25 protein-coding genes are annotated in these 17,965 nt (G+C 65.3%); 1 reads left to right on the top strand and 24 read right to left on the bottom strand.

What is annotated here, in order from left to right; translation table 11 throughout:
* Positions 1 to 10: 10 nt before the first annotated feature.
* Positions 11 to 871, top strand: a complete 861-nt coding sequence (locus CAL24_RS08465; protein ID WP_094806384.1) for a DUF4393 domain-containing protein — start codon at positions 11 to 13, stop codon at positions 869 to 871.
* A gap of 154 nt (positions 872 to 1,025) precedes the next feature.
* Here CAL24_RS08465 and CAL24_RS08460 read toward each other — a convergent pair whose 3' ends face one another.
* The 24 genes from CAL24_RS08460 to CAL24_RS08340 form a co-directional block, all read right to left on the bottom strand.
* Positions 1,026 to 1,298, bottom strand: a complete 273-nt coding sequence (locus tag CAL24_RS08460; protein WP_094806532.1) for a hypothetical protein — start codon at positions 1,296 to 1,298, stop codon at positions 1,026 to 1,028.
* A complete protein-coding gene (locus CAL24_RS08455) occupies positions 1,276 to 1,506 on the bottom strand; it encodes a hypothetical protein (protein ID WP_212591730.1) in 231 nt (76 codons plus the stop codon). Before CAL24_RS08455 ends, CAL24_RS08460 begins: the two co-directional genes overlap by 23 nt.
* A complete protein-coding gene (locus CAL24_RS08450; protein ID WP_094806383.1) occupies positions 1,503 to 1,943 on the bottom strand; it encodes a glycoside hydrolase family protein in 441 nt (146 codons plus the stop codon). The genes CAL24_RS08455 and CAL24_RS08450 overlap by 4 nt, the downstream gene beginning before the upstream one ends.
* Positions 1,940 to 2,326: a hypothetical protein gene (locus tag CAL24_RS08445; protein ID WP_141218059.1), complete on the bottom strand. Its 387-nt coding sequence runs from the start codon at positions 2,324 to 2,326 to the stop codon at positions 1,940 to 1,942. Before CAL24_RS08445 ends, CAL24_RS08450 begins: the two co-directional genes overlap by 4 nt.
* Before the next feature lie 49 nt (positions 2,327 to 2,375).
* Positions 2,376 to 2,564, bottom strand: a complete 189-nt coding sequence (locus CAL24_RS08440; RefSeq protein WP_094806382.1) for a hypothetical protein — start codon at positions 2,562 to 2,564, stop codon at positions 2,376 to 2,378.
* A gap of 1 nt (position 2,565) precedes the next feature.
* The gene (locus CAL24_RS08435; protein WP_094806381.1) at positions 2,566 to 3,474 is read right to left on the bottom strand and encodes a hypothetical protein; all 909 of its coding nucleotides are present in this window, start codon (positions 3,472 to 3,474) and stop codon (positions 2,566 to 2,568) included.
* A gap of 14 nt (positions 3,475 to 3,488) precedes the next feature.
* A complete protein-coding gene (locus CAL24_RS08430; RefSeq protein ID WP_141218058.1) occupies positions 3,489 to 4,292 on the bottom strand; it encodes a LamG domain-containing protein in 804 nt (267 codons plus the stop codon).
* 12 nt (positions 4,293 to 4,304) lie between these two features.
* On the bottom strand, positions 4,305 to 6,341 hold the full coding sequence (locus CAL24_RS08425; RefSeq protein ID WP_094806379.1) for a hypothetical protein: 2,037 nt from the start codon (positions 6,339 to 6,341) through the stop codon (positions 4,305 to 4,307).
* 21 nt (positions 6,342 to 6,362) lie between these two features.
* A complete protein-coding gene (locus tag CAL24_RS08420) occupies positions 6,363 to 7,127 on the bottom strand; it encodes a DUF2612 domain-containing protein (RefSeq protein ID WP_094806378.1) in 765 nt (254 codons plus the stop codon).
* A complete protein-coding gene (locus tag CAL24_RS08415) occupies positions 7,127 to 8,578 on the bottom strand; it encodes a baseplate J/gp47 family protein (protein WP_094806377.1) in 1,452 nt (483 codons plus the stop codon). Before CAL24_RS08415 ends, CAL24_RS08420 begins: the two co-directional genes overlap by 1 nt.
* A gap of 22 nt (positions 8,579 to 8,600) precedes the next feature.
* Entirely contained in the window at positions 8,601 to 8,960 is a 360-nt protein-coding gene (locus tag CAL24_RS08410) for a hypothetical protein (protein ID WP_028353431.1), read from the bottom strand.
* Positions 8,957 to 9,652: a Gp138 family membrane-puncturing spike protein gene (locus CAL24_RS08405; RefSeq protein WP_094806376.1), complete on the bottom strand. Its 696-nt coding sequence runs from the start codon at positions 9,650 to 9,652 to the stop codon at positions 8,957 to 8,959. The genes CAL24_RS08410 and CAL24_RS08405 overlap by 4 nt, the downstream gene beginning before the upstream one ends.
* Complete coding sequence (locus CAL24_RS08400; protein ID WP_249278495.1) at positions 9,649 to 10,530, bottom strand: phage protein; 882 nt, start codon at positions 10,528 to 10,530, stop codon at positions 9,649 to 9,651. Before CAL24_RS08400 ends, CAL24_RS08405 begins: the two co-directional genes overlap by 4 nt.
* 19 nt (positions 10,531 to 10,549) lie before the next feature.
* The gene (locus tag CAL24_RS08395; protein ID WP_094806374.1) at positions 10,550 to 10,882 is read right to left on the bottom strand and encodes a phage baseplate plug family protein; all 333 of its coding nucleotides are present in this window, start codon (positions 10,880 to 10,882) and stop codon (positions 10,550 to 10,552) included.
* Positions 10,879 to 11,439 (bottom strand): phage baseplate protein, encoded by a 561-nt coding sequence (locus CAL24_RS08390; RefSeq protein ID WP_094806373.1) that lies wholly within the window; start codon positions 11,437 to 11,439, stop codon positions 10,879 to 10,881. The genes CAL24_RS08395 and CAL24_RS08390 overlap by 4 nt, the downstream gene beginning before the upstream one ends.
* Positions 11,436 to 13,298, bottom strand: a complete 1,863-nt coding sequence (locus CAL24_RS08385) for a tape measure protein (RefSeq protein ID WP_094806372.1) — start codon at positions 13,296 to 13,298, stop codon at positions 11,436 to 11,438. Before CAL24_RS08385 ends, CAL24_RS08390 begins: the two co-directional genes overlap by 4 nt.
* A 149-nt stretch (positions 13,299 to 13,447) precedes the next feature.
* Positions 13,448 to 13,927 (bottom strand): phage tail assembly chaperone, encoded by a 480-nt coding sequence (locus CAL24_RS08375; RefSeq protein WP_094806371.1) that lies wholly within the window; start codon positions 13,925 to 13,927, stop codon positions 13,448 to 13,450.
* The gene (locus CAL24_RS08370; protein WP_028353437.1) at positions 13,927 to 14,352 is read right to left on the bottom strand and encodes a phage structural protein; all 426 of its coding nucleotides are present in this window, start codon (positions 14,350 to 14,352) and stop codon (positions 13,927 to 13,929) included. Before CAL24_RS08370 ends, CAL24_RS08375 begins: the two co-directional genes overlap by 1 nt.
* A 12-nt stretch (positions 14,353 to 14,364) precedes the next feature.
* The gene (locus tag CAL24_RS08365; RefSeq protein WP_094806370.1) at positions 14,365 to 15,729 is read right to left on the bottom strand and encodes a DUF3383 family protein; all 1,365 of its coding nucleotides are present in this window, start codon (positions 15,727 to 15,729) and stop codon (positions 14,365 to 14,367) included.
* Between the two features lie 57 nt (positions 15,730 to 15,786).
* The gene (locus tag CAL24_RS08360; RefSeq protein ID WP_212591729.1) at positions 15,787 to 16,302 is read right to left on the bottom strand and encodes a phage neck terminator protein; all 516 of its coding nucleotides are present in this window, start codon (positions 16,300 to 16,302) and stop codon (positions 15,787 to 15,789) included.
* Between the two features lie 151 nt (positions 16,303 to 16,453).
* On the bottom strand, positions 16,454 to 16,810 hold the full coding sequence (locus CAL24_RS08355; RefSeq protein ID WP_094806369.1) for a hypothetical protein: 357 nt from the start codon (positions 16,808 to 16,810) through the stop codon (positions 16,454 to 16,456).
* Positions 16,810 to 17,268, bottom strand: coding sequence for a hypothetical protein (locus CAL24_RS08350; protein ID WP_094806368.1), 459 nt, complete (start codon positions 17,266 to 17,268; stop codon positions 16,810 to 16,812). The genes CAL24_RS08355 and CAL24_RS08350 overlap by 1 nt, the downstream gene beginning before the upstream one ends.
* Positions 17,255 to 17,635 (bottom strand): DUF4054 domain-containing protein, encoded by a 381-nt coding sequence (locus CAL24_RS08345; protein ID WP_028353442.1) that lies wholly within the window; start codon positions 17,633 to 17,635, stop codon positions 17,255 to 17,257. Before CAL24_RS08345 ends, CAL24_RS08350 begins: the two co-directional genes overlap by 14 nt.
* Before the next feature lie 2 nt (positions 17,636 to 17,637).
* The gene (locus tag CAL24_RS08340; protein ID WP_038853165.1) at positions 17,638 to 17,964 is read right to left on the bottom strand and encodes a hypothetical protein; all 327 of its coding nucleotides are present in this window, start codon (positions 17,962 to 17,964) and stop codon (positions 17,638 to 17,640) included.
* Position 17,965: the final 1 nt, after the last annotated feature.

Here is a 17,965-nt window from a genome sequence, read left to right as displayed (position 1 = left end):
GAGGCAACCAATGACCGATGATTCAAACGTAGCCAATCTAACGTTGGGGAAAGTTGCTAGCGCAGTCGTGCAAGAGGCAGCCCAAACAGCCGAAATAAAGGCAGCCGGCAAGAATCTTGCCCGATCAAGCGTAATCGTCACAAAGACGGTCGAAAATGCACTGTTGCCGTTGGCCGCCATAAACTACGGGATTGAAAAGGCAAAGATCTATTTTGAGAAACGCTTCCCGGCGATGATGGCGGAGAAAATCTCGGAGATTCCCGAAGCCGCGCTGAAAGAGCCCAAGGCCTCCATTGCTGGTCCTGCGTTGCAAGCTTTGGCTTTTTCGCATGAAGAAGAACTATTAGAAGAGCTCTATTTGGCCCTGTTAGCGTCAACCATGGACTCGCGTGAAGATGCTACTTGTCACCCCGCCTTCGTCGAGGTTATCAAGCAAATCACCAGCCTTGAAGCGCAAATTTTGCCGAGCATACTCTTGCGTGGCATCACTCCAGCCGTAGAAGTAAGGCGTTCGGTTAATGTATTGAAAGACAAAGAAGGACCGCCAAAATTTGCGACTGGCGCATATTCGATTCCAGACACTCACCTATTCAATCTGTTGCGCGACGGCCAGCCTGGTGAGCTACCAATGCGCGTGGCCATGGTCGACAATTGGGTTAGGCTGGGCCTTGTAACGGTAACCTATGACCGCTCCATTAATTCAGACGAGGCATATCTTTGGGTCGAAGAAAGGCCGGAGATTCGCCGCCTTCGGGAAGTCCACGACGCGGATGGATTGCGTATATTCTTTGCCAAAGGCGGCATCTCAGTAACGAGCTTTGGCCGCTACTTCGCGCAAGCGGTCAAAATGCGCGAACACTTACGAGAATAGTTGGCCCCTGGTTTGGAACAGGCTTAGCCGTTTCTACTGGCACAACCTTTCCCAGATTTCATTGTGCATCGACACTTGTCGCCGAATAGAAGCAGGCGTAACCCGCACCTCAACCGCCGTATCGAACCAGATTGGCCGGGCGTGCTCGCAGTATTCAACGCCGACCCTTGCCAGTTGGCTTGCGCACCCAGTCAGACTCAAGATAGTCAGCGATAGCGTCGTCAGCCATAGAAGCCGTTTCATTACGCACCTCCTGCACTTCCTGGCGCGCCTGAGCGGCCTGTTCGTTGATCTTCGCGTCGCGCTCTGTGCGCTCGGCGCCTTTACCACTGGAGCGGCCGCGCAGGTAGGCGCCGGCCACGGCTACCAGCGCGACCACTGCGGCGACGATGTAGCCACCAAAGCTACTCAGTAGAGTCGTCAACATCGGAGCTCCCCTGCTTGATGAACCGACCGACCGCGCCCAGCACCAGCACAGCGATCGACACGCCCGTCACCCAGCCCGACGGGATCCCCGCCTTCAGGTCGTCGGGCATGGCCGCCCAGCTGCCCTGCACGGCCACGGCAACGGCCATGCAGTGCACGGAAATCCAGCGCCACCCACGGCGCCAGTCGTCTACGGGTTTCAGTTTCATGTGCCTTCCTTGAAGTGCCAGGTGTTGGTCCGCATCTGCTCGGCCATGCGGTGCGCGCGTTCGGGCGTCTGGCGCGCCCACAGGCTGGCCAGCATCCCGCGCGCGGCCCCGTCGAAGTTGTCAGCCCGGACCAAGGCCAGCGTGTTCTTGAAGCTCAGCAGCCCATCGACGCCCATCTGGAATGCCATGGCCAGGATCACGGCGCGCCGGGCGTCGGGCAGCTCGCGCCACCACGGCAGGCGCCGGTCGAGCTCGGCCTCCTTCTCGGCGATATCGTTGCTCAGCAGCAGTGCGGATTCCGTGCGGCTGATGCCGCCGCCCTTCCTCTTGTCGATGAGCCGGCCCACGCCGATGGTCCAGTAGCCCAGATGGTCCTGGTAGGCGTGCAGGACCTCGCCTTCGTCGCCACGCAGCAGTCGCGTCAGTTCATTGATCACTTCAATATCCTCTCTTTGAATCCCGCCCACAGCAGCGCCAGCAGCCCGACGATGACCGCCCACGTGCTAGCCTTGGCGACGTGAATGAAAACGGCGCTGCGCATGCGCTTGCGCTCCAGCGCCTCCTCGATGAGCAGCTCGTGATAGCGGCGATGGCCGTCCAGGTCGCCGTCGGGGAACCCCGTTTTCACGGCCGCCGACAGCGCCATGATTTCCCGCTGCAGCGCCTCGTTGTCGCGCTGGTGCTGTTCCTGCTGGGCAGCGTCTCGACGCTGCTGCTGGGCTTGCATGGTCTGGATGGCCACCAGCAGCGCCTTGGCGTCTGCGCTCAGGGTGTTGGGGTCGATCTCCACACTTTTCCTCTCGGCTTCAGGCGTAGACAAAAAAAAACCCGCCGAAGCAGGTCGCCGTTACGGCTGTACGCGGTCAGTCCTACGCCGATTCGCTGACGGGCTGCAATGCACCTCCGACGACTTCCCAGCCATCTTCGATAGATCCGGAAAAGTCATCCGGCACTTCGAGCAGCGTTTCCGCGTCGGGCAGCGTGTCGTAGTGGTAGCGCTCGGTGTCAATCCAGCCAATCACCGCGCCGCCGGTCGGGTCGTAATAGGCATATCGCATGTCACCACTCCAAAATGATCAGGCCCGGCGCGCCGTTGCCGCCCGACGTGCCATTGGCAGCCGTCGTAACCTGGCCGCCGCCACCGCCGCCGCCGACCCCGAAGCCGTAGGCGTTATTACCCCCTGACGGGTCGCCCGCAGACGAAGATCCTGCCGCGCCGGCGCCACCGAATGGCCCGCCGGCGCCGATACCACCGAGGCTATAGACAAGCGGCGTCACGCTGTGCGGCGCAGCGCGACCGCCGGCCGGGAAACCTGCGCCGCCCTCAGTCAAGCCCGCGCCAGTTGCGGAAGCCCCGCCCTTGCCGCCACTGCCGCCAGTGAGCGTCACGAAGCCGACCACAGCCGATGCGCCTCCGTTGGTGCCGTCGCCGGCCTTAACCGTGCTTGTCCCGGCCGTGCCGCCCAGGCCAGCGCCTCCGATCTGGACGGCTAGCGTCTGGCCGGGGGTGACGGTGATCTCCTGGTCGATCACGAACATGCCGGCACCGCCACCACCACCAGCGACGCCGATGGTAGAACCAGTGGCACCGCCGCCACCCCCGCCACCACCACCGCCACCGCACCCCGAAACCCGGATCTTCGTAATGGTGGCCGGCACCACGAAGGTGCCGTTCTCGGTGAAGGCGCGCCGGCCGTGCGCCGCGGCGCGCTGGATGGCCGTCAGCAGCCCGGTATAGACGGTTGGACCCAGCGTGACGCCAGCGTTGTCCGTGACCGCCTTCACGTTCTGGTACAGCCAGGCCAGCTTCTTGTCGGCGAGCTGATGCACTGCGTTGAACTGCTCGACCGTGGGCGGCGTGGCACCGATGAAGGACCAGCCGAGCTTATATTGCGAGTCGTCGAGCACGTCGACGATGCCGGCCTGCGCCCAGGAGTACGTGAAGCTGGTGAAAAAATCTACGTTCATAATTTCCTCGGAGGTTACGGCAGTAGAACGTCAGAGACATCGATTCCACGGGACGCCAAATATGCGACCGACGACTCAAACTGCTCCGAGACTTCCTCGCTGGTCAGGGCACGGTCATAAAAGAGGGCCTCCGCCACCCGCGCGCGCATCGGTCCGACGCTGTCCGGTGCACCTGGCGAATAACCGATGCGCCATGGGTTGGAAGACCGCGCCGCCGGCACGGTCAGATACTCAAAGAACACCTCTTTTGCCGGCTCGAATATCCGAAGAGTCTTGGTCTGATCATCGAACGTGAGAGCCGCGTACTGCCAGGGGCTCGCAAATGGGAAGGCAGGGACCGGTTGCGCCAACTTCGATCCGCGATAGTTGGATGCGGAGCCCGTCGTCAGCTTCATGCGGGCTGCGTGCTGCAACCGCGTTCCAGTCGGGTCTTCAGGGGTTTGCGCGAAGACACCGGCCGTCAGGCTGCAGCCGGTTTCCTCAGCGCCAAAACCCATCCGGCTACCGGCGATCTGGATAATGCCGCCGGCAGGCGTCTCCAGCTCATACTCGATACGATAGGCCACCATCTTTGTGTAGCTGGGGGACTCCGCGATGGACAGCGTGTATCCAACGGGGGGCCCAACCAGAACGCCAAGCGGATCGAAACTCGGCGAGCCGGCCACTTCCAGCGTCACTCCATTGCCGCTCAAGTCGGTCAGGCTGGCGGCATCGTCGTGCGGCCGAAACGCCGCGACAAGGCCGTTCTCGACAAACCGGGGTAGCAAAGGCAGCTTTGGATTATCGAACTCGACATCCAGTTCATAGGTGGTTGGCATATTTGAATACCCTCAGAATGCAAGAAAAAAGTGGCACATCCAGTGATACAACGGCTCGCCGCCCACACCGGACGGGGTTAGCCGGCCATCCCGGATTTGGCCGCGGGGCCCCTGACCATTCACCTTGGGAAGATCGAAGCCTCGCAATCCGTAACCGAGGCCGCGGTGCTCCCCAGCGGGCACGTCCTCGGCCGTCGTTACCGTATACGTGTTGTCCCCGTTATCAGTCACCGAGTTGATGGTCACCGGCTCACCATCCCCCCCGAACACCTCAAACCCGTGAAACCCATCAGGCAGCGGCGGGTTGCTAGGATTGGTGTTGTCGATGACGGCGTGTTGATAGACTGGGGCCACGGTGAGCGTCAGCACGCGTCCCCCATCAAATTCAACCCTTACCGGCTCCAGGCCTCCGAAAGGCCTGCCTCCGAACAGTGCCATTTCCACGGCCATGGCCATGTACTCACCGCCGCGGAAATGCCCTCGATTTCGCCGATGTGGGTTGTCTGCATTCAGCTCGTCCGGATAGTAGGGCCCCGCGACTATGAATTTGCCGGGATAGGTGCGAGCGGCATCGAAGGGTGCCAGCACACCGTGGACAGCTCGGCTCTGAATCGCGCTGCCGCTGTGCGCGAAGGTGCTGGCTTGGCTGCACACAAAGGGGATGGGCGCCAACTGCCCAGTGATCGCCTGAGCGTCGCCTTCGAAATCGCCTTGCCAGGTAACCAGTTCAGACCGATACGCTGACGTGCCGGCATTGGACTCTCCATGAGCGCAAAGCGCGAACGGAACATGAGGCACGCCGCCACGCGCTACTATCAGCTCTTTCGCGCGTTGCACCGCCCTGAGGATGTTCTCATATGGAATGGTGCCCTTCGCCAGCGCCGATGCAAGGCGTCCTCCATATCCGCCGTTGATGTACACGACATTGATGTCATATCCCAGCCGACGGCGCAGCATCGGGTGGAAATAGGCAGCAAACCCCTCGCATAGCGTCACGCCGCGGCTGCCGTACTGCGTTGACTGCAGGGGTACCAGTTCGGTGGTGACGGCTGGGTCATAGATCGGCTCAGACCCAACCGCCGCCCCCGTGTCATCCCGTACCAGCCGGCAGCCTATCCCGGTACCGCCCAGCATCCATGCGTGCGACTCGAACGGCTGATCGTAAGGCGGGAGAAGGGGCAAGCCCTGAGCGCCGGGCGCATTTGATTGGCCATGCACCACGACGATCAACCACAGGTTCGGATCTGCCGGAATGGTCAGGGCCGGAATATCTGAGTTCTCGACCGCGCGCGCAATGGCGACGGCACCAGTAGGCCCAATTGCCGGCCGGTTCCATGCCGCGACCACTGCTCGCTGAAACCAGTGCACGGGTATGTCGAGCTCGAAGCTGTAGGGATTGGGATCGAAGTACTCGACGGGCTGGCCGTTCACACCGAGAGTCATGAGCCTGCCGTCTGCACCGACAAACACCGGCCGCATCTGATCGACGGGTGTTTCGGCTCCAGTCTCCGCTGCGGCTTCAAGGACGGCCACTCGTTGCACGACGGCGTCGAGTTCGGCGGTAGAGGCGTATCCCAGAAGCTGCCAGATGTTGACAGACCCATCCGGGTTGACCTGCATCCAGATGTGCGTTGATTGGCTCTTATCGGTGAAGTACTGGGTGCCGTTGCCGCTCGGCGTGCTTCGCATGCTCATGCCTGGCACCGACACCACGCCCTCGTTTGTTACCTTGAGCGCTCCCGCCGCAACATCCAGTGCCACACCATCCTTACCCTGCCCCAGGATTCGGGAAGCTCCCTGCACAACAGTGCCCTGTTGGTCGAAGTGCATGGGGACTTGCCCCGATTTGGACCGAAACACCACCGGCATACCAGGCCGTAGCGGCATCGGGTGAACTTTGACCGGGAAGTCATGGGCGAGTTGTTCGGCCTTTTGGGCGGCGTCCACCGCTCCAGTTGCCTTTCCGTCGATGTACAGGAAATTCCCGTCCACCTCCACATCCTGCAGCGGACGGCCGAGCACCGTCCTGAGCTTCAGCTCATCGCTCATATGTCACTCTTCCGATTGGGTTTAGCTGGTCGGGTAGCAGGTCGTGGTCGCCGTGTACTCGCCTGCAAAATACGTGGGCGCATAGCCGTTGCTGACGGCGAAACATCCACCGCCCGGACCGCTTTTGATGTTGTGGGCGAACACACCGACACCGAAGCCGAAGAATCCCTGGCTCTTGAAGCCGAATGGCTTTTCGCCTGACACCGTCACCCGCTTGATGCCCACGCCAGCGGCGACGGGAATCCAGCGCTCCGGATCGTTCAGCAACGCTTCGCCGGGCTTGGGCAACCGGTTCATCCAGACCGTGATCTTGGCGTTGCCGGCGTTCTCGACGATCACGCGCGACACGTCGAAAATTGGCTTGATGGCCGCGATGATCTCCGGCGTCGTTCCGTGGCCATTGTTCAGCGCGATCTTCCAGTACAGGAGCTTCCTGTACTCGTGGTCGAGCAGGGTCAACGAACCCGCCACCGACTGCTCAAACCGATGGCGCATGCGCGCCTCGCCGAAGCCCCCGATATTGGGCTGCCCGTTGAAGCCAAAGAACTGAACGTAGACCGCTTTCTCGACGACGCGCGACAGCCCGACGATCTCGCCGATGCCGTCGAGCTGCTTGCCCTCGGCGGTGTCCAGCCAGCGCTTTTCGTACAGATCGCGCAGGGCGCCCTGCAGGCCGTCGGCAGGCTGGAGAAGCGCCCGGACCAAGGCCTGCAATCGCGGCTTGCCTTCGAACTGCGTCAGCCAGTGGTTCCAGGCGATCAGGCCGTGGTCTTGGTTCAGGTCCATCAGGTCACCTCGATACGGCTGGCGTCGAACTTGGCGACCTCGTATTCCTGAATGGCGATGTTGTCGGAGCTGTAGTCACCCGGGCCCGGCATAAAGCCAGGATCCGTGGAGTGCGCGAACGCCAGCGCCACGACGGCGATGCCGGGCGTCTGGTAGATGCCGCAGTAGAAGCGCTGCTGCAGCACGTCCTGGCTGATCTGGTGCGCCTGGCCAGTCGCCAGGATCGATGCCGCCACCTGCGCGTAGCCGTCAGTTGGAAACTCCTGCTCGGTGCTGGGCAGCAGCGTCAGCTGCGCCTTCACCCAGACATAGACGGGCGCCGGCCGGTCGAACCGGATGTCATGGTTCGCCCCCTCGGAGTCCTTCACCGTGACAACGACAGCGCCATGCGTGTCGATGCCAGCCGCCACGGTCTGGAATATGGCCGCGCCGATCTCGTCGTCGAGGCCCCCATCCACCACCACGTGCAGCGAATGTGGCGGCCGACCGGAAGCGTCCACCACGTCGGTGTTGTTCTGGTAGACCTTGATGGCGGTCACGCCCTGCACTTTGTCGCGCACATTCGGCGAGATGCTGGGCAGCGTCGCCGCGCCCAGCCGCGCCAGACCGCTGGGGTAGCGCGCGCGCAGCTCGGCGTCGTTCTCGGCCAGGCGACCTGGGGCTGCGGCCTGCAGGTTGTTCACGGCGTCCCAGCCGTTGATTCGCGTGATGATGCCCGTCAGCGTCCCTGGCGCAGCCTCCTCCACCATCGGCTCCAGCGTCTCAGCGAGGACGGGAGTGCCCAACTGGTCTACGGTGAGGTTCGCAGACAGGGACACGCCGAAGGCCTGCCGGCCGTCGGACTGGATCCGCACCGCCGCGCCGTTGCTCGAGACGTCGTACTCGGTCGTGCTGAGCGCCGCCACCAACCCGGCCAGAATCTCGGCCACGGTGGGCGTGATGTCCGACGTGTAGCTGTAGGGGGTGCCGTCGAGAGTCACCGTGTACGTGGCGCCGGGCGCCACCGTCGGCACGATCGACACGTCGGCCGCGCCGCCGGCGCTGATCACGGCATCCGCCGCGGTGGCCCAGATGGTCTGCGTCAGCTGGTTGCTGATTTGGGAGCCGGCCGGCACCGTGGTGCCCTGCTGGCCATACAGCACCACATAGCCGCGCGACTTCTCGTCGCCCAAGCGCCTGACGCCGGTGAAGGACACCGCCCGGTCCAGGGAAACGCCGATAGCCGAACCCGGGTACATGGCGTAATACACGCCTTCGGCCTGCTCCCACAAGGCCGTCTCGCGCTCGGCGAAGGTGTCGATGAGCAGCCCGAGAATGCTGTCAGGTCGCGTCTGCACATCGCCGGTGTAGCCGGCCGCACGCAGGCGCGCCGTGAAGTCGGCAACGATCTCCTGCCGGATTTCGGGCAGACGCGGGCGCACGAACCCGTCCGGCGTAACGCCGTAGGCCATAGGGAAACCTCAGAATTAGGGGTTACAGGACGAACTGGAGGGTCACGATGCCCTCGTCCGTCTCGGCTTCGAACTCGACGCGCAGGCGCCGCAGCGCACGCTCGATCTGCAGGTCAAGGCGGCGCACACCACGCACGCCCGGCACGTCAGCGATCCGGGCCCGGAACACAGCCTCGAGCTGGGCGCGCTGCGGAGCCTTGATCAGCACCTGCTCCAGATAGGGGACACCGAAATCCGTGTCCAGGAACCATTCGCCCAGGAACGTCAGCAGCGTCACCTTGATTTGCTGGGCGATGCGCTCGGCGCCATCGAGCAATCGGGCATCGCCGGCCGACGACAGGGCCAGGTCGTGGTCGTCAGCGAGTTTCAGATCAAGGCTCATAGCGGTTCATCCGTGGCGCCGCCGTCCGGCAGGCCGTGGCGGTGGCTATCGCCCACATCCTTGCCGTTGTGGGTCAGCGACCCATCCTCGAAAGCCACGTTGCCCCGGATACGGATCGTCGCGCCGTCGCCCCCCTCGCCCGTCATCCCTTGGGTGTAGGTGAGTAGCCCATTGATCGTGACGGGGCTGTCGAACACCGTCTCGTCGGCAATGACGTGCTTGCGCGGCACGCGAATGGTCAGGGTGCCGTCAGCCGCGATCTTCATCGAGCCGGGCCCGTACTGGACGCTGACATGCTCGGTGTCTGCTGCCGCCGCACCTGGCCTGACCACGGGCGCGGCGAAGGCGTCCGTCAGGTCGAACTGGCGCGGGTCATCGGGCGGTCCGTCGCCGCCGGCCAGCCACGATTCCAGCGCGCGCTCGGAAAAGTGCAACACGACCGGATCACCCGGCTTCAGCGGCACGCTGATCAGCGCTAGCGCCCCCGCCACGTCGCCGACCGGCCAGCATACGGGCACGCTGACGATCTGGGGCGCCGGCAACACCTGGCCGTTGGCGAGCTGCTTGGGCAGCGCCGGCCGGACCACTGCAGTGCTGCCGTCGTAGGCCACGATCACGCCGGGCAAAGTGGTGTGCACCTCGGCGAGCTCGGCGGCGATCAGGCGGCGCAGGTCGGTTACAGGGTCGGTCATGGCTGTTTCTTCTTGGGCGGCGCGTAGCGGTCCACCAGGTCTAGCTGGGTCTGCCAGTCGCCGCCCGCACTGTCGCCGACGTGGCGCACGCCGTCGGCGCGGTAGAAGCCCTGCACACTGCGGCTTTCCAGCTTCACCAGGTCGCCGGCGTTGATCGATGGCAAGAGCAGCGACGAGACGCGCCAGCCTTCGCGTTGCTGCTGGGCGCTGACGATCTGCCGGATCTCGCCGGTGTCCCGGTCCTTCACCTTGGCTTTCTCGCGCGCGCCCTCGCGCGTGCGCTCCGGATACCCCAGCAGGCCACTGTCGGCAGCCAGCACGACCGCCTGCCGCCGCGTAGTGCCGCCCCGGGCGATAACCTGCAGTTGCTGGTTCTGGATGGACCACTCCAGGCCCGTGCCGGCCACCACCTTGTGCAGGGCCTGGCGTGCCGGCCCGTAGAACGAGAAGCCGTGCGCCCATGTCCGGTCCGGGGCGTCGTCCTCCAGGATCAGGGGCAGCCCCATCTGCCTGGCGATCTCGCGCACGATGACCGAGGCGCGGGCGCCGGGCCCGTAGCCCAGGGAGACGGCGGTATCGCGGATCTCGACATAGCCGTCGCGCACCTCCAGCTCGGTGAACACGTCCGGCCCGTCGTAGGCGGTGTAGGCGAACGTGATGGCGCCCGCCGCCATCAGGATGGGCCCGTGCTCCTCTGCGTAGCCGGCGTAGAGCACACAGCGCAGGTCCGGCTCCTCGATGGCGCGCCGCGTGGCGGCGGCCAGGTTGTAGACGCGGATCTTGTGCGGATTCGGCTGCTCGCTGGTGGTTTTCTCGATCTCGAAGGTGATGCGCAGCGGCTGGGTGATCTCGACGCCCGTCTGGCCAGCCTTGCCCATCAACAGCCTGTATACCCGATTAAACCGTGCCACTGACCACCTCCTGCGCCGTCACGTAAACCAGCGTCACGTCGCCAGACGGCAGTGCCTCCCGGCTGATCGTGTCGCGTCGGTCGGGTGCCAGCGCCACGATCTCACCTGGCGGCAGCGGCAGGTATCGGTACTGGGTAAGCAGCGGCGTGTCAGGCACCAGGGCGATGCCGGCGATGATGACCTCATTGTTGGCGTTCTCGATGCCCAGCACCCAGAGGGCGGCCTCGCTGTTCCAGGACAGCCGCAAAAAGTACGTGCCGCCCTCCAGCTCGACCTCTGTGAGGCTGTCGTTGGCGTCGATGACGGGAATGGTGATCATCTGTTCAGGATCCGGTACAGGTCCGACTGCTGCTTCGGCGTGGCCTCGGGCGTGTCGGCCTTGCCGGCGTTGGTCTTGGTCTGGCCAGCCTTGCCCTTGGCAGACACGGCCACCTTGGCCGGCGGGATATCCGCGGTGCGCAGCGCCACCTTGCGAATCTTGCGGAAGCCGCACTGGACGCTGAAGAACTCGCCCTCGTTGGTCCGCTCGATCTTGCAGGACTCCATGGCCATGTCGACATACACGTCGAGGCCTGTGGTGACCGTCACCGGCAACCGCTCGGCGTGGATCCGGCGCAAGGCAGCCTTGGCCGAAACCAGCTTCGACCGCCCCTGGGCGCCGAATAGCGTCAGGTCCGCCGACGTGATCCACCCCGAGAGATGCAGCTGCTCCGAGTCCTGGACGATATGGTCGGTCACCGGCGGGCCGTCCTCGACCACATATTCTGTCGCGCGGCTGTTCAACTCGGTGGTCTCGCCCAGGAGCGCATCGAGGGTAACCGCCCCGACGGAGCTCTGGGCGAAGCCTTGACCGAAGACCAGCGAAACGAAGCTCATGGGCTCACCTCAACCATAGGAACATCGGAGCCGAAGGGGTTGCCATAGCGATTCAGCGCCCCGCCGACGCCCTTCTGGGTCGCCGCGGCGACGCTGGCCGGGTTCGCGTTGGGCGCGTTGACGGTGACGCCGCCGATATTGTTCTGCACCGTCACGCCGCCCCCCGCGCCGGCGCGCTGGACGCTGGCCGGCGACACGCCATAGGCATTCCCGAACAGGAAATCGGGCAGATACTCGCGCAAGGTGGCATTGACGCCCTTCATGCGCTTGGCCTGCTCCGAATCCGACCAGCCGGCAGGCAGCAGACTTTCGAGCGCCCGCTTGGCCGCCTGGAGCTTGTCAGTCACCCATTCCTGGATGGCCTTGCCGATGTTCTGCATGACCTCGACGGCCTTGTCCTTGAGCAGCACCAGGGGCTGCAGGAGACTGGTGAAAGCCTTCTTGGCCAGCTCCCCTGCCGTCTCCCAGTCCCCGCGGAACACGGCGGCGACCGCCTTCAGCTGGTCCCGGACGATACCCAGCGCCCAACGGATCGTCGCCAGGATCGCGCGGAACACCGTGCGTGCCACGTCGCCCAGGTCGGTGAACGTGACGCTCAGGCCCAGGGCCTCGCCAATGCTGTTGGCCAGCGCCGTGCCGATATTCTCGATGGCCCACCAGATCTCCTTGGCCACGATCAGGATCGAGTCGAGCTGAAACTGCCAGTCCTCCACCCGACCCACGAGGGTTCCCAGGATGGAGTCGCCGCCCTGCAGCCACACCCAGATGTCCTGGCCGATCAGGTAGACCGCGCCCAGCGCCGCCGCGATGGCCAGATATGGCCCCAGCGAAGCCCAGGCGGCCGTGCGCATGGCCCGCAGCAGTCGCGTCACCCGCACGATGCCGTATGACAGCGCGGCCAGCGCGCCGACCTTGGCGATGTCGCCGAGGTTGTCGACCACGCGCTTGGTGACCGCGAAGAAGACCTCGCTGGCTCCCGACGCCCGGTTCATGGAGTCGACAATCTGGCCCCATTTGTTCGTGATCAGGGTCCAGGCCGCGCCGAAAGTCTTCGGCATCCGGTCGAATTCGCGCGCCAGTTTGCCGGCCTGCATGAGCAAACCCTTGGCCAGGTCCTTGCTTGCCAGCTTGCCTTGCTCGCCGAGCTCCTTCAGCTTGCCGACCGGAACGTCGAAAGCCTCCGCAATCGCCTGAGCCAGGCGCGGCGCCTGTTCGAGCACAGAGTTCAGTTCTTCGCCGCGGAGGACGCCCGAGCCGAGGGCCTGGCTCAGTTGCACCAGCGCCGCCTGCTGAGCGGAAGTACTGCCGCCGCCAATGGTCAGCGCTTGGCCGATGGTCTTCGTCAGCTGCAGCGAGTCCGCCAGCGTCAGATCCAGCTCTTTCCGGTTGCGCTGGACCGACTGGAACAGGTCGGCCGTGGCAACGTACTGCTGCCGGGTGTCCTGGGCGATTCGGAATAGGCTACGCAGAGCCTGCTCCTGTTCGGCGATGCTGTCGGTCACCAGGCTCACGCGGCCGCGCACGCTCGCCCACTCGTCGGCCACCCGGGCGGTGCTCAGCGCCGAAATCCCCGTCAGAACCCCACGAATCAGGCCGCCCACGCGGCTGTAACCGTCACCCATCTTTCGGGTTTCGGCCACACCCCGCCGTTGGGCGGCGTTCAATGCCCGCTGCTCGCGCAGCACGTCCTGCACGCCCAGGCGGACGCCTTGCATGGCACCGACGCCGGCGTCGCGCACCACGCGCATGCCGCGCCGCAGGCGGTCGGCCACCGTGACGGCGCGCTGCTGGTAGGCACGCAGGCCGGACTGGTCGACCTGATAGCGCAGCAGCGTCACCAGTTCGCGGACTACAGCCATGGGTTACCTCTTCTTTCGGGCGGCGGCCTCCTGGGCAGCCTCTTGCGCATCGAGTAGCGCGTTGATCTTGAGCAGGTCCAGCAGGTCGACCCGGCCGGCTTTGACGTCGGCCAGGCTGGCGTGGCCGGCCAGGATCGGCCGCCAGATGATCAGCTCGCGCTCGAGGTCTTCCCTAAACTTGCCGACAGGCTCTCCATCTTGGCGCGGACCTCGCCAAAACGGTCGAGCCAGCGCGCCAAAGGGCCTTCGCAGTTCCACTTGATGATGTGGAACATCAGCTCCAGGATCTCGGTGAAGTCCTCGAAGGCGGCTTCGCGGCCGCGCTTGTCCAGCTTGGCGGGCTCGGCGCCGTCCCGCTCATAGGCGACCAGGTCCGGGTCGATGAGCCGATCCGCCCAGGCCTTCAGCGTCTTGCCGTCCAGCGTCGTCGAGAGCTCGCGGAAGGCCTGCAACATGGACTGCTCGTCCTTGGCGCTGTCCTCGGGCCCGAAAACCGCCGCCAGGGCGCCGCCGGCCGCCGGCAGGATGTCCCGCTGCAGGTCACCGAACAGCTCGAGCGCCGAGAAGGCATCGAAGCGCCGGATGTAGAAGGTCGTGCGGCCGATGGTGACTTCGTAGGGCTTGCTCATCAGTCATTGCCCCCGACAAAGTACGCGGCCGGACCGGTTTCCAGCGTCCATTCGCGGTTGCCCAGTTCGATGCCGTACTCGCTGGCCGGCATCCTGGTCACCCAGGCCGTGGCAGCGAAAAGCGTGGTGCCGCGCAGGTCGCGCACGGTGAGCGGCAACGCGCCGCCACCGCCGCTCAGCCGGTCGGCTTCGTGATAGCCCGACAGCACGTCGTTGCTACGGCTGGTCTGCTGCAGCGTCATCGTGACACGGTGGCGGCGGTCGGCCGACATGGCCCGCGCCACCTCGCCGTCCGCGCCGGACTGCGACGTGATGCCGTCCGAGATCGGCTCGATATTGACGAACGTACCGTCGGCCGTGCCGGTGATCGTGGATGCCCCGAAGGTGATGATGACCTTCGCGGGGTCGTAGGTTTTTACCGTCATGCTCGGCTCCGATTACAGTTCGTAGGTCAGGTTGCCCTTGATTTCGACGGCGTGGATGGCGCCGGCCAGTCGGGCCGTGAATGACACGTCGCGCAGGATGCGGTTGGCCTTGTCGTTGAAGGGCACGTTGGCCGACAGCGGCGCCGAAACCGTGTAGGACGGAATCTTGCGGCCGTCTTCGTCGACCTCTTCCGGCGCGATGCCGCCGCGAGCCACGCCCAGGTCCAGCACCCCGCGCATGGCGTTCGTGACGATCTGGATGCCGCCATCGGTGTACGGCACCTTGCCCAGCTGGCCCTTGACGTTGATCAGGGCCGACGCCACGGCGATCTTGATCTGCTCGGCCAGCCAGTCGCGGAACCGGATGACGTCGATCCACTCGCCCGCCGCCACCTTGCCGCCCTGCGTGATGGCGAAATTGCGGAACGGCTCGAAAGTGTTGGCGTTCTTGTTGAAGGCTGCCTGGGCCTGGCCCTCGCGCAGGTTGTCAGCCGTGATGCCGGCCAGCTTCACGTTGGCCCACGTCTCCGCACCCGGGTAGAAGGTGAAGCGGTTGGCGGCTACGGCCGACTCCAGCCATTCGGACGCCGCCAGCGCGTGGTACCAGCAGGCCGTGCGGAAGTAGTTCTTGGCCTTCAGCTTCGACGCCAGGTCGGTGCTGAGCGCGGCATCGATGATGCCCGGGTCGGCCGAGCCCACAAACTGGAGCTTCTGATTCGCCTCGACCCATTCGGCGGCGTCCAGAATGTCCGCCTCGGCGCGCGAAGCCAGGACCACGCCGTACCAGTCGCCATTCTCGGCCCGGCACTCGGTCAGCGCCTCGGTCGGCGTCTCGGTGCTGGTCGCGGCGTTGATGGTCAGATTGCCCGCCACCGACAGGCCGAAAGCGGCGCCGGCGACATCGGCGTCGATCGACACCACTGCGGCCGTGGCAGTCGCCGTCACTGGCGCGGCGGTGGCATTGATGGCCCCCACCAGGCCGGTGGCGATGGCGGCCGGGGTGTCTGCGGCCAGGCCCGTGTAGACGGCCGTCGCAGTCTGCACGGCGCCCTGGGCGTCGCGCCAGGTCAGCGTGACCGAGTAGGCGGCCTCCGCCGCTGCGGTGACCGTGATGGCCGCCTCGTCGACCTGTTGGCGCCCGACATACATACGGTTCAGGGTCGGGATCTGCTTGAACGAGTCGCGCACGGCCATGTACAGCGGGTCGGCGGCGGACATTCCCAGCTCGATCAGCTCGTCGGCCTGGGTGACGACCAGCACGCGGTTGACTGACAGCGTGTGCGCGCCCAGCACCAGCAGGTCGGAGAACGATTGTTCCTTGATCGCGGTGGTGTTCAGGGAGATCTGAACGTTCACGATCCGGTCGAGATTCGCCATTGTCGTGGCTCCAAAGAAATGGCCGCCCGAAGGCGGCCGGATGCAAGGCTGGCGACGTCAGGACGCCGCAGTGGTGATCTGGATGGGCGGCAGCTCTGTTGCGCCGCCGGTAAAGGTGCCGGTGACCTCGACCGCCTCGAAGTAGCCAACCTCGTCGGCGAGCGTGCCCGTGTAGCGCACGCGCAGCTCGAGCACGGCGCGCGGCTCGAACCGGGCGTCGTCGCGGGGTACCGGCAGGTCCTGGACGTCGCCGACGTCGAACACGGCCAGGTCCAGCGAGTTGGCGAAGTCCACCAGACTGGGAAAGCCCAGGCGCAGGCTCAGCTCGTCCAGCACCTGGAAGGCGTCGTCGCCGAAGCACTGCAGTTCGACGCCGGCGTCGCGGTGCGCCGACACATCCTGGCGCCCGTCCTGGTCCACAGCGCCCAGATGCACCGGCAAGCGCGCCGCCGGCGTGACCTTCAGGGTCATGTACGGCTTGCCTGGCCGCGGGCCGTTGCCGTCGCGGAAAATCACAGGGATACCGCCGGCCGCGTGCTCGATCAGGTCGAAGATGGCTTGTTGGGCGTCCATTGTGGTCCTTTGTGTGTACCGATGGGGCTATCGGCCTGCGCCGACTCGGTACTGCCCTCCCGGTGTCTGGCTGCCCCGCCCGGCGCGGTAGTCCTTTCCCGACGCTTAACCCCGTCGGGCCCGGCCCAGACTGCCGGGGCTCTGTGGGCACTCAGTTTGCAAGCAGCACCGCCAGGTAGCGGTAATGCGAAATGACGCCTGACTGCCAGGGCGCCACGGCCACCACCAGGTAGTCGCCAGGGTGTGGCGCCCGGTTCCAGACCAGGCGGTCGCCGTTCTGATCGTCCTGGCCGGCCACATTCAACACCGCGGTGGTGTAGATGCGCACGGCAGCCGTAATGCGCCGGCCCTCGGCGTTGGGCTGCAGCATGTCGTAGTCGGACAGTCTGGCCGGCTGCACCGAGGCCTGGATCGTGTACGGCACCGCGTCGGCACCTTCGACCCATCGACCCTTCACGTACTGCCCGCCCGCACGCGGCCGGATGGTCTGCGGTCTGCGAAAGCCCATCAGCGCACCTTCTCGTAGCGAATGGCGTTGACCATGACGCCCTGGTCGATCAGCGGCACGTCACTGCCCTTCTTGGCTACCGTGGACGGCGCATTCGGCACCGCCCAGGCCTTCGACTGCTGCACGTGCGCCTTCTGGTGGCGTTCCGCGAAGGTACCCAGCTGGTCCAGCCCGGCATCGGCCGACAGCCGGCCATCCTGCACCGCCATGGCGACACGGTCCATCGCCTGGCCCAGCACCTTGCCGTTCTTCTCGGCAAAGTCCCGCATGAACGGCCGCGCCGGGATGTGCTCGGTGCCGTACTCGTTCCAGACGGCGATGTCGACCAGGTCGGCGCCGCTTTCCGGGTCTGCGCCGGCGTCGCCCTGAATGCCGAACTTCACGCCGGACCCGTCCAGCGCACGGGCCTGGGCCATCAGGCGGTTCAGCCCGCGGTCGATGGTCTTAACAGCAGCCATACCTGCGCCTCGTTCCGACCGTGATCGCACCGGCGCGGCACAGCTTGGCCAGCCGGTCATAGTGGCCGAAGAAACCCGCCGGATCCTCGGCGCCGTCAGCGCGCCCGTAAGTGCGCGACAAGTCGCCCTCTTTCTCGCTGATCACGCCCGGCAAGGGCGTGGCGCCCTGCTCCTGGCCGGCCAGCTGCTGCAGGCGCCCGTACAGCAACCAGGCGGCATACCAGGCCTGCGCCTCGTCCTGCTTGGCCTCCGGCAGGCATGCCGGCCGGTAACCGGCGGCGATGTCCAGGGCCTTCTGCTTGTCCTCGGCCGACATGCCCGCCACCGCCGGCGCCAGGAAGTCCAGTAGCTCGACGGTGGCGGCCATGCCTACTGCCCCGCCTGCTCGGCCAGCTTCGACACGTACAGCTCGCGCAGCACCTCGGTGCTGGCGTTGCCGGCGTACTCGACGCCCAGCTTGTCCAGCTCGGCCTTGAGCTGGGCAGCCTTCATGGTGGCCGGGTCGAGCGGTTCGTTGCCTTCGTCGCCGGCCGCATTGCCCCCGCCGACCACCTCGAGCGCGCCGCGCTTGATCAGCGCCGCGGTGTCGCGCTTGGTGATGTCGATGGGCGCCTTGGAGGTCTGCAGGGGCGGAATGACCTCGCCAGCGGCGGTCACGATGGCGAACGCCGCCAGGTTCTTGACGTGCTTTTCCATG

The organism is Bordetella genomosp. 2, from assembly GCF_002261345.1.
Taxonomy (GTDB): Bacteria; Pseudomonadota; Gammaproteobacteria; order Burkholderiales; family Burkholderiaceae_B; genus Bordetella_A.
This window is presented reverse-complemented; position numbering and strand designations above follow the sequence as displayed.